Source organism: Microbacterium sp. Leaf351, assembly GCF_001423825.1.
Taxonomy (GTDB): Bacteria; Actinomycetota; Actinomycetes; order Actinomycetales; family Microbacteriaceae; genus Microbacterium; species Microbacterium ginsengisoli.
In genome coordinates this window covers 80,436-90,997 of record NZ_LMPK01000002.1, presented here as the reverse complement: position 1 = coordinate 90,997, position 10,562 = coordinate 80,436, and the positions used below count along the sequence as shown (strand labels likewise).

Here is a 10,562-nt window from a genome sequence, read left to right as displayed (position 1 = left end):
CCCACCCCGCCGTTCTCGAGGAGGACTGATGCGCATCGAGCTGACCGACGTGTCGAAGGGCCGCGGCGGCGAGGCGCTGCCGTCGACCACGATCGCCTACGAGTCGGGGGTCGCCCGTCTCGCGACCGCCGAGACCGAGCAGCGGCCGACAGTGCTGGGCCTGCTGGCCACCGGACGCATGAGCAGCGGCACCGGCGAGGTGCGCATCGACGGACGAGCGGATGCCGCGGCCCTGCGTCGACGCATCGCCCTGGTCGACGCGCCCGACGTGTGCGATCCGGCCGCCGATGTCACGGTCGCCGGCGTCGCCGCCGAGGAGCTGATGTTCGCCGGCGCTCCGTCCCACCCCCGCGCGGTGCGCGCGTGGCTGCGTTCGCACGACCTCGACGCCCATTCCCGCACGCCGATCGCCGACCTCGAGCCGGCCGCGCGGGTGAGGATGCTGCTCGAGCTCGCCCTGCTGCGGCGCGGCGTCGACGGCGTCGTGCTGGTCTCCCCCGACCGCCACGGCGGCGACCCGGTCGCGTGGTGGTCGATCGCCGAGGAGATCGCCGCCCGCCACGTGGCCGTGCTGGTGATCGCCGGTGAGGCGTCGGCGACCGTGCTGGCCGGCGCCGCGGTGCGGGCGACCGACCCGCTCCCGCCCCTGCCCGAAGAGCCCGAGCCGGCGTGTGATCCCGACGCCGAGCCCCAGCCCGACGGCGACAGCGACGCCGAGAGCGACCTGCCGCACGCCGGCGACGCGATCGACCCGACGAGCGAGCCCCTCGACTCCCCCCACACTCCCGACCCCACCGAGGACCCCCGATGAAGATCCCCGCCATGATCGCGGCGGAACTGCGCCGCCTCACCGCCACCCGCATGGCCGTCATCGCGCTCATCGCGCTCATGTGCGTGCCGATCCTCTACGGCGGCCTGTACCTGTGGGCCAACCAGGACCCGTACGGCAAGCTGGCCGACGTTCCCGTCGGCCTCGTCGTCGAGGACATCGGCGTCGCGGCGTCCGGCGACCAGCCCGCGTCGAACTACGGCGAGCAGGTCGCCGACCAGCTGATGTCGAGCGGAACGTTCGCGTGGCAGCGCCTGACTCCTGCCGAGGCGCGGGCCTCGCTCGCGCAGGGCGGCGTCGACTTCACGGTGACGATCCCGGCCGACTTCTCGGCCGCTCTCACCTCCGCTGCCGGCACCGATCCGCACGCGGCGACGATCTCGCTGCAGACCAACGACGCGAACAACTACCTGGCGTCCACGATCGGCTCGCAGGCGGTCGCGAAGATCCAGGCCTCGGTCACGCAGCTCGTCGGCAAACAGGCGGCCCTGCGGCTGCTCACCGGCATCAGCGACATCCGCTCGAACCTGGTGACGGCGGCGGACGGCGCGACGAGCCTCGCGAGCGGGGCGGATGCCGCGGCATCCGGTGCGAACACGGCCGCCGCAGGAGCGGCGCAGCTCTCCGACGGCACGTCCCAGCTCGCCGCCGGGGCGGGCACGCTCAGCGCGGGCGCCGACCGGGTGGCGAGCGGCGCCGCCCAGGTCGCCTCGGGCACGGCGCAACTCGCGCAGACGGCCGATCAGGTGGGTGCGGTCGCGAACCAGGCCGCCGGTGCGCTGCCGCAGGTGCGGTCGGCCATTGCGCAGCAGCTCGCGGACCAGGGGCTCACCCAGGCCCAGATCAACCAGGTGCTCGCGCAGCTCGATCCGCTCGGCACCCAGCTGACGGCGGCGAACACGCAGCTGCAGGCCGCTGTCGGCAAGATCGACCAGCTCAACGCGGGCGCGCAGCAGGTCTCGAGCGGGGCGAGCCAGGTCGCCGATGGCGCGTCGAGCCTGGCAAGCGGGGCGGATGCCGCGGCATCCGGTGCCTCTCAGCTGAAGGACGGCACGGCCCAGCTGGCGAGCGGGCTGACGACGCTCGATCAGGGCGCCGCGAAGCTGCGTGACGGACTCGAGAGCGGGCTGTCGCAGATCCCGGACTCGTCGGCCGACCTTCGCGAGAAGCAGGCCGAGACGATCTCGGACCCGGTGACGGTCACGTCGGGCAAGCTCGCCTCCGCCGAGGACTACGGCGCGGGCCTCGCCCCCTTCTTCGTGGCCCTCGCCGGCTGGATCGGCATCTACGCCCTGTTCCTGATCGTGAAGCCGATCTCCCGGCGAGCCGTGACCGCGCTGCACTCGCCCCTGCGGGTGACGGTCGCCGGTTGGCTGACCCCGGGGCTGCTCGGCGGCGTGCAGATGCTGGGACTGTTCGGCGTGCTGGCGGTCGCGCTCGGGTTCACCTTCGCGAACCCCGTCGCCACGCTCGGCATCATGCTGGTCGCCTCGCTGACCTACGCCGCGATCGTGCTGGCGCTGAACGTGTGGCTCGGGTCGGTCGGGCAGTTTCTCGGGTTGGTGCTCATGGTGCTGCAGCTGGTCACCGCGGGCGGCACCTTCCCGTGGCAGACGCTCCCCGGGCCGCTCGCCGCACTGCATCATGTACTGCCGATGGGATATGTCGTCGACGCCATGCGCCAGCTCATGTACGGCGGCGACCTGTCGCGCGTGCCCGGCGATCTCGCGGTGCTGTTCACCTGGATGATCGGCGCGCTGCTCCTCGCCGCGATCGGCGTGACGCGGATGACCCACCGCCGCACCCTGCGCGATCTGCAGCCGAGCCTCATCGGGTGAGGTGAGGGGGGCGGATGCCGCGGCATCCGCCCCCCTCACCCTGCGTGGCCGCGAGCGTCGCACCACAGGCGGGGCCCCGCCCGCACAGGAACTCCCGCGGGAACAGGGCGATCACGCCCGAATCGTCCTGTTCTCGCGCATTCTCCTGCACTCAGCCGCTGTAGGCGCCCGCGGCGATGTCCTCGGCGAGGGTCGGCCCGGTCGGCTCCCAGGCGAAGCGCTCACGGGTGAGCGTGGCGGAAGCGGCGATGTCGGCGGCGAAGAACCGCCCGATCCACCCGAAGTGCGCATCGGCGTCGGCGGGGGCGACAGAACGCACCGGCACGCCGAGTGCGGCACCGAGCCACGCCGCGATGTCGCGAGCCGGAATTCCGTCCTCAGCGACAGCGTGCACGATCGTCCCGGGCTCGCCGCCCTCGATCGCGAGGCGCACGAGACGGGCAGCGTCGGTGCGGTGTACCGCGGGCCAGCGGTTCATGCCGTCGCCGACATATCCGGCGAACCCCTGCGTGCGGGCGATGCGGGCGAGCTCCGCGGTGAAGCCGTGGTCGCCCATGCCGTGCACCGTCGGGGCGAAGCGGGCCGCCATGGCCCGCACACCCTGCGCCGCCCAGCCGAGCGCGAGGTTCTCGCTGCCGCCGCGCATCGATTCGATGCCGTGCTGCGTGGACGGCGTCGCCTCGGTGAGGGTCTGCCCGGGGTAGCCCGCCATGCCGGAGGCGACGATGAGCGCACCGCCACGAGGCGCGAGCGTCTCGGCGAGCGCGGCGACGGCATGGTGCTCGATCACCCCTGACTCGGCGAACCGTGCGAAGTCGTGCACGAAGGCGAGGTGGGCCACGGCGTCGGCGCCGGCGGCGCCGGCGCGCAGCGAGTCGAGGTCGGTCAGCTCGCCGCGCAGCACCTCGATGCCGCGGGCGGCGAGGGTGTCGGCGGCGGCCGCGGTGCGAGCGAGGCCGACGACCTCATGTCCTGCCGAGAGCAGTTCGGCCGACACGGCGGTTCCGATCCAGCCGGTGGCTCCGGTGACGAAGATGCGCATGATGCGCTCCCTTCCTGATGTCAGTGTGTGACATCAGGCTAGCACCCAACGTCAGTCACTGTCATCACTATGATCGACGTATGGGTCGATGGGAACCGGGAGCACGCGAGCGACTCGCGCGCGCCGCGCTCGACCTCTATGTCGAGCGCGGGTTCGACGAGACATCCGTCGGCGACATCGCCGCGCGCGCAGGAGTCACTGAGCGCACCTTCTTCCGACACTTCGCCGACAAGCGCGAGGTGCTCTTCCAGGGATCGGCCGTGCTCCAGCAGCGGGTCGTCGCCGCGATCGCCGCCGCCGACCACCGACTCACGCCGTTGCAGATCATGATCACGGTGATGCGGGAGACGCAGGAGTACTTCCCCGACCACGATTTCGTGGCCGCCCGTCAGGCCGCGATCGACCGCAACACGAGCCTGCGGGAGCGCGAGCTGCTCAAGCTCGCCACCATGCGCGCCGCCGCCGCCGACGCGCTGCGCGCGCGAGGCGTCGACGACCTGTCGGCCGACCTCGCCGCCGACGCCGGCGTCTCGCTGTTCCACCAGGGGTTCCAGCGCTGGGTGGCCGGCGCCGCCCCCGACCTCGTCTCGGGCATCGACGACGCGGCATCCGCTCTCCGCGGCCTCACCGCCTGACGCGACGCTCCGCGCTCGACATGACGGAACGCCGCACCCCGAGCGGTGCGGCGTTCCGTGGGGCGGCGCTCAGAGAGCGGCGCGCAGTCCCTCGACGAGAGGCGTCGTGGGGCGTCCGATGAGCGCGGCGAGAGAGCCGTCTCCGCCGTCGAGCTGGCCCTCGGCCGTGCTCGCGTCCATCGCGGCGACGAATCCGGCCGTGCCGGCGTCGAGCCCGGCGGCCTCGAGCGCGGCGGCGCGCTCGGCGACCGTCTGGCGCACGTAGGCCACCTCACGGTCGAAGATCGCGGCCGCGGCCGCGGCGAGGTCGTCGTAGTTCCAGGCGACGTCACCGGCGAGCTCATAGACCCGACCGGCCTGGTCGTCGGCCAGCAGCACCGCGGCGGCAGCGTCCGCGTAGTCCACGCGGCTGGCGCTCGCGATGCGACCGTCGCCCGCGGCGGCCGCGAGCACACCCGACGTGCCCGCGTACTGCACGTCGGCGAGCTGGTTCTCGGTGTACCAGTTGTTGCGCAGCAGCACGGCCGGAACGCCCGACGCGGCGATCGCGGCTTCGGTCTCGACATGCTCGGGAGCGAGGATGTGGGTGCTCTCGCCCGCACGGTAGATGCTCGTGTAGGCCAGCAGCTCGACGCCCGCTGCGACGGCGGCGTCGATGACGACCTGATGCTGGGCGGCACGCTGTCCGACCTCGGAGCTCGAGATCAGCAGCACGCGGTCGACGCCCTCGAGGGCTGCCGCGACGGTCTCGGGCTTCGTGTAGTCGAGCTCGACGACGCGCACGCCGAGGTCGGCGGCCTTCGCGGGAGTGCGAGCGCCGGCGACGATGTCGGATGCAGCGGCACCACGCGCGAGCAGACGCTCGACGACGAGACGGCCGAGGTGCCCGGAGGCACCGGTGACGAGGATGGTCATGGGGTTCCCTTCGACGTGTGAACGGAGGATGCAGCGGCATCGGGCATCGGCACATTCCCACCGATGGGTACCCACTTTCGGGTATGGTACTGGCATGGCGGTGAGTTTTGCGGAAATCCGGGAGGACCGCCCCGGAACTTTCACCCATTCATGCCCGACCCGGGTCGTGCTCGACCACGTGATGAGCCGGTGGGGAGTGCTCGTGATCGCCGCTCTCAGCGACGGCACGCAGCGCTGGGGCGAGCTGCGCCGGGGCGTCGACGGCATCAGCGAGAAGATGCTCGGCTCGACGCTGCGCACCCTCGTCGCCGACGGTCTCGTGGCCCGGCGATCGCTTCCCGCGGTGCCCCCGCACGTCGAGTACAGCCTCACTCCGCTCGGGCTCGAACTGGTCGAGCGCATGCTCCCGTTGCTCTCCTGGGTGGCCGACAACGCCGACGAGATCGTGGGTCAGAAGGCGATCGCCCGCACCTGACGCCCCCGGGAGAGCCGTGGCATCCATACAGGACTCGTCCAGAAATGCCCCCTAACGTGGCCGGGTCCGCCGCGGTCCCACCCGAGGGAGCGGGGCGGATGCCTCGGACTCACCCGTCCAGACGGGTGTGATGCGTCAGCGTCAGGGCACCGGAACCGCCTCGTGCGACCGTCGCCCGCCGCATCGTCCGAGGCGGCCAGCCTGCTCGGCCGCCGCCCGCTGACACGCGCGCGGCCGCCCGACGTCGTCCGCCTGGCGGGCACGCGAGGAGCCGCAGGGAAGCTCGAGAATTGGAGTTCCGTGCGCCTTCGCGTCACTCTCCCCCGTCGTAAGAGAACCCTCATCCCCCTCGCCGCACTCGCGACCACTCTCGCGGTCGGCATCCCCGTCGGCCTGGTCTCCACGGCCGCGGCCCAGACCCCCGCTCCCCCCTCCCTCGCAGGCCCCGCCGCGCGCGACGTCGATCGAGACGCCAGCCTGTACGCGGCCGTCGCCCGAGTCACGGTGACGGGAGCCTCCGGCAAGGTCGACGCCTCCGCCCTCGGTGCGCAGATCGACCAGCTCACCAACTCGGAGGAGCTTCCCGCCGAGACGGTGGCCGCCCTCACCGCGAATCTGCGCGGCACGACGTCCACCGTCGCCGATCAGATCGCCGCCCACGACGCCGAGCAGGCGCGCATCGCCGCCGAGCAGGCCGCGCAGGCCGCAGCGCAGGAGGCTGCCGCGAAGGCCGCCGCCGAGAAGGCCGCGGCAGCCAAGCGCGCCGCCGCCTCGCAGGCGTCGGCGGCCGCCGCGAACGCGGCAGCCGCCGACCCCGCCAGCGCGCAGGCCATCGCCAAGCAGATGGCGGCCGCCAACTACGGCTGGGGTGACGACCAGTTCGCCTGCCTGTACTCCCTCTGGAAGAAGGAGTCGGGCTGGAACTACCGCGCCTACAACGCCTCGAGCGGTGCCTACGGCATCCCCCAGGCCCTGCCGGGCTCGAAGATGGGCGCGAACGGCGCCGACTGGCAGACGAACCCCGCGACACAGATCGCGTGGGGTCTCGGCTACATCAGCCGCGCCTACGGCACGCCGTGCGGCGCCTGGGGTCACTCCCAGTCGACCGGCTGGTACTGATCCGCCACGCTGACGCGCTGGTGGTGCGGCCCCTAGGCTGACCACCAGCGCGTTGCCGCGCCCGCCGTCCGCGGGCCGCTCGGTCGACGCCGATGCCGACGCGAGAGGGGACGCCACGTTGGATGCCGCCTCCCCCCGCCCTGCGACACCGGTCCGGGCGGGGATCGTGCTCACGGCATTGGTGCTCGCCGCCGTCGTCTGCAACATCAATGTCGCCGCGGCGACGGTGGCGCTGCCGTCGATCGGCGACGCGTTCGGGGCGTCCCAGACGGCCCTGAACCTCGTCGGCATCGGCAACGGGCTGGGGTTGGCGATGTCGGTGCTCTACCTCGGCGCCGTCGCCGACCGCTACGGCCGCAAGCGGCTCCTGCTCATCGGTCTCTCGCTCACCGTGGTCGCGAGCGTCGCGTCCGCTGCGGCATCTTCTGTCGAGGCGCTCGTGCTCGCGCGGGTGTTCACGGGGCTCGCGGCCGGCGCCGCCTACCCGACGACCCTGTCGCTGATCACCGCCCTCTGGGCCGACGGACCGGCGCGCACCCGCGCGATCGCCCTGTGGTCGAGCGTGAGCGCGATGGCGAGCGTCGGCGGCTCGGTGCTCGCCGGTATCGTGCTGACGGATGCCGGCTGGCGCCCGTCGTTCCTCATGGCGATCCCCCTCGCGCTCGTCGCCGCGGTGCTGGTCGCGTGGGCCGTGCCCTCCCGCGTCGCGGAGTCCGAGGAGCCCGTCGATCACATCGGCGGCGTGTTGTCCGTGGTCGGCGTCGGTGCGCTCGTGCTCGGCATCGGGATCGTCTTCGATCCGGGCGAGCAGGTGCCGGGCATCGTGCTGGTGCTCGTCGCCGTCGTCGCGATCGGCGGGTTCGGGTGGCGGCAGCGTCGTACCCGCTTCCCCCTGTTCGACCTGCACATCGCCCGGCGACGCCTGTTCTGGGCGCCTGCCGTCGCCGGCACCATCGCGTTCGGTGCGCTGCTAGGTGCGATCTTCGTCGGTGAACAGTTCCTGCAGAACGTGCTCGGCTACGACCCTCTGAAGGCCGGCGCCGCCGTCATCCCCGCCGCCGTCGGCCTGCTGATCGCGGTGCCGTTCGCCGCTCGGCTGGTCGGTACGCGCGGCACCCGGTGGGCGATGCTTCTCGGCTACGCGATCATCCTCGCCGCGTTCCTGACGATGCTCGGCTGGCGCGAGAGCACGCCCTACGCGCTCGTCGGCGTCGGCTTCCTCTTCGTCGGCGCGGGAGCCGCGTTCGTGATGACCGCGTCGTCGCGCTCACTGACCGGATCGACGCCCGTTCGACGCGTCGGCATGGCCTCCGCGGCATCCGATCTGCAGGGCGACCTCGGCGGGTCGATCATGCAGGCGCTTCTCGGTGCGATCCTCGCTGCGGGGTTCGCGGGCGCCGTCTCCCGCCACATCGCCGACTCGGGGCGCGCGGGGGAGATCGGCGCCGAGGTGACGGCGGCGCTGCAGGCGTCGTTCGCCTCCGCGGCCCATGTCGCCCAGGCCTATCCGGCGGATGCGGGCCAGATCCTCGCGGCCGCGCGCGAGTCGCTGGCGGCCGGGGCGTGGGCCGCCTACCTCGTCGGCGCGATCGTGCTCGTCGCCGGCGCACTCGTCGTACGCTTCGGCATTCCCGACCGCCGGGGCGAGGCGCGCCTGCACGAGCGCTACCGCGCCGACGACGAGCGGATGCCGCAGCCCGGCGCCTAACGCGACGGGCCGGGCTCCTGGGGGCCGGCGCCGCCGGCGGCCTCGCGGTCGATCGTCGAGGCTTCGTCGACGTCGCGTCCGGCGAGCTCATCGACCACGAGGGTGTCGGCGTCGAACGAGCCGTTGCGGTAGGCCTGACGACCGACCATGTGGGCCGACAGCGGGGCGGTCGCGAGCTGGAACATCACGACGGGCACGAGGAACGCCACCACCGGCCACGACCGCAGCGACAGCGCGATCGCCAGGCAGATGAGCACGAGTCCGAGCACCTGCGGCTTCGTCGCCGCGTGCAGGCGCCCGGGGACGTCGCGCAGCCTCACGACGCCGATGGCTGCCGTGAGGCACAGCAGGGCGCCGATGAGGATCAGCACGAGCGAGGCCGTGTCGAGCACGCTGTCGATGGTCATCGCCGATCCTCCCTTCTCGCGACGAACCGCGCGATCGCGACCGACCCGAACACACCGATCGCCGCGAGGCACAGCAGCACCGGCAGCGTGCGGGTGTGGTGGTTGATCGCCATGTCGGCGCCGAGCACGCACATCACCTCGGTGAGGAGCACATCGGATGCCACGGCCCGGTCGAGGATCGACGGGCCCTTCACGATGCGCCACAGCGTGAGAAGCGCGGCGAGCGCGAACACGATGTAGATCGCGACGAGCAGGGGGTTCACGAGGCTCCTCCCGCCGCGGCATCCGTCACTGTCTTCACTTGGGCGCGCGATCCGAACGCCTGCACGACGCGACGTTCCCACGCGAGCACCGTGCGTCGCTGGCGCTCGATGTCCTCCGCGCTGCGCACGCCGATCACGTGCAGGTAGAGCACCCGCCGGTCGCGATCGATGTCGATCAGCAGCGACCCCGGGATGAGCGAGGACGTGACGGCGGTGTGGGTCATGATGAGGTCGTCGTCGACCCGCAGTGGCACCGCGATGACCGCGTTGCGCGGCTGGCGGCGCGCGTCGAGCACGATCCAGGCGACCGACAGCGAGCCGCGCACGACCGCGAACGCGAACATGACCACGAAGACGAGCGCGTGCCACGGATGCAGCCGGCCCGACAGCTCGACCGGCGGCAGCCGGAACACGCGCGTGACGATCAGGGCGACCACGATGCCGGTGAGCGCGGCGAGCACCGTGAACTGGCCCCAGAGCAGCATCCACAGCAGCACGAGCCAGATGAAGAACGGCAGCTGGCGCCACGCGCGCGCGGCGGCGGAGCGACGCACCATCAGTGGCCCCCCTCGCCGGTCGTCGTGTCGCTGATCACCTGGGCGACGTGCACCGGCTCGCTCAGCTGCGCGCCGATGCGCGCGCACAGGTCGAACAGGGGTCCGGCGAACACGGTGAGCGCGATCGTGACCACCACGAGCCCGGCGGTCGAGGCGGTCATGACCTTGGGGATGACGCGGCGCTCGGTCTGGACGGCCGCAGCCGGCGCCGACCCGAGGAAGCGGATGCGGTCTTCGACCTCGGGCTCTTCGGCCGAGGTGCTCTCCCGCCAGAAGCCGAGGTTCCACGCGCGCATCAGCGTGTACAGGGTGAGCAGCGACGTGATGACCCCACCCACGATGAGCACGATCATGAGAGGCGTGCCGACCTGCGCGGCGGCGTCGAAGAGCGCGAACTTGCCGATGAAGCCCGAGAACGGTGGCAGACCGCCGAGGTTGATCGCCGGGATGAAGTAGAGCAGCGCGATCAGCGGCGCCCCCGTCATGAGGCCCTTGAGCTTCAGGATCGACGTCGTGCCGGCCCGGCGCTCGATCAGTCCGACCGCGAGGAACAGCGTCGTCTGCACGACGATGTGATGCACCATGTAGTACACGGTCGCGCCGATGGCCGCCGGCGTCGCGATCGCCAGCCCGAAGATCATGTAGCCGACATGGCTGACGAGCGTGAACGACAGGATGCGTTTGAGCTCGGCCTGGGCGACGGCGCCGAGGATGCCGACGATCATCGTCGCAAGCGAGACGATCAGCAGCAGCGTGTTGATGTTGCTGTCGGGG

Annotated in this window: 11 protein-coding genes and 1 pseudogene; 6 read left to right on the top strand and 6 right to left on the bottom strand. The window is 72.1% G+C overall.

Annotated features, from left to right (window positions below; all coding sequences use genetic code 11):
- The first annotated feature begins 28 nt into the window (after positions 1–28).
- Positions 29–811 (top strand): hypothetical protein, encoded by a 783-nt coding sequence (locus ASG00_RS16135; protein WP_200934408.1) that lies wholly within the window; start codon positions 29–31, stop codon positions 809–811.
- Positions 808–2,667 carry a YhgE/Pip family protein gene (locus ASG00_RS00925; protein WP_056206176.1) on the top strand — a complete coding sequence of 620 codons (1,860 nt, stop codon included), beginning with the start codon at positions 808–810 and terminating at the stop codon, positions 2,665–2,667. Before ASG00_RS16135 ends, ASG00_RS00925 begins: the two co-directional genes overlap by 4 nt.
- A gap of 151 nt (positions 2,668–2,818) precedes the next feature.
- Here ASG00_RS00925 and ASG00_RS00920 read toward each other — a convergent pair whose 3' ends face one another.
- Entirely contained in the window at positions 2,819–3,709 is an 891-nt protein-coding gene (locus tag ASG00_RS00920) for an NAD-dependent epimerase/dehydratase family protein (protein WP_045247948.1), read from the bottom strand.
- 80 nt (positions 3,710–3,789) lie between these two features.
- Between ASG00_RS00920 and ASG00_RS00915 the strand changes: the two genes are divergently transcribed.
- Positions 3,790–4,344 carry a TetR/AcrR family transcriptional regulator gene (locus ASG00_RS00915; protein ID WP_056206173.1) on the top strand — a complete coding sequence of 185 codons (555 nt, stop codon included), beginning with the start codon at positions 3,790–3,792 and terminating at the stop codon, positions 4,342–4,344.
- Between the two features lie 69 nt (positions 4,345–4,413).
- Here the strand turns inward: ASG00_RS00915 and ASG00_RS00910 are convergent, their stop codons facing one another.
- Positions 4,414–5,259, bottom strand: coding sequence for an NAD(P)H-binding protein (locus ASG00_RS00910; RefSeq protein ID WP_056206172.1), 846 nt, complete (start codon positions 5,257–5,259; stop codon positions 4,414–4,416).
- A gap of 94 nt (positions 5,260–5,353) precedes the next feature.
- Here ASG00_RS00910 and ASG00_RS00905 point away from each other — a divergent pair, with 94 nt between their 5' ends.
- The 3 genes from ASG00_RS00905 to ASG00_RS00895 all read left to right on the top strand — a co-directional run bounded on the left by ASG00_RS00905 (position 5,354) and on the right by ASG00_RS00895 (position 8,561).
- A complete protein-coding gene (locus ASG00_RS00905; protein ID WP_045247945.1) occupies positions 5,354–5,734 on the top strand; it encodes a winged helix-turn-helix transcriptional regulator in 381 nt (126 codons plus the stop codon).
- Between the two features lie 300 nt (positions 5,735–6,034).
- Positions 6,035–6,853 carry a lytic transglycosylase domain-containing protein gene (locus ASG00_RS00900; protein ID WP_045247944.1) on the top strand — a complete coding sequence of 273 codons (819 nt, stop codon included), beginning with the start codon at positions 6,035–6,037 and terminating at the stop codon, positions 6,851–6,853.
- A 166-nt stretch (positions 6,854–7,019) separates the two neighbouring features.
- Positions 7,020–8,561, top strand: a complete 1,542-nt coding sequence (locus tag ASG00_RS00895) for an MFS transporter (protein ID WP_235557457.1) — start codon at positions 7,020–7,022, stop codon at positions 8,559–8,561.
- Here the strand turns inward: ASG00_RS00895 and mnhG are convergent.
- From mnhG to ASG00_RS16130, 4 genes and pseudogenes are all read right to left on the bottom strand, one after another.
- Entirely contained in the window at positions 8,558–8,968 is a 411-nt protein-coding gene (gene mnhG, locus ASG00_RS00890; protein ID WP_045247943.1) for a monovalent cation/H(+) antiporter subunit G, read from the bottom strand. The two genes, ASG00_RS00895 and mnhG, sit on opposite strands and share 4 nt — an antisense overlap.
- Entirely contained in the window at positions 8,965–9,231 is a 267-nt protein-coding gene (locus ASG00_RS00885) for a monovalent cation/H+ antiporter complex subunit F (protein WP_045247942.1), read from the bottom strand. Before ASG00_RS00885 ends, mnhG begins: the two co-directional genes overlap by 4 nt.
- A complete protein-coding gene (locus ASG00_RS00880; protein WP_056206168.1) occupies positions 9,228–9,788 on the bottom strand; it encodes a Na+/H+ antiporter subunit E in 561 nt (186 codons plus the stop codon). The genes ASG00_RS00885 and ASG00_RS00880 overlap by 4 nt, the downstream gene beginning before the upstream one ends.
- Positions 9,788–10,562 (bottom strand): annotated as a pseudogene (locus tag ASG00_RS16130) (proton-conducting transporter transmembrane domain-containing protein); the annotation flags it as partial. The gene ASG00_RS00880 and the pseudogene ASG00_RS16130, both read right to left, overlap by 1 nt.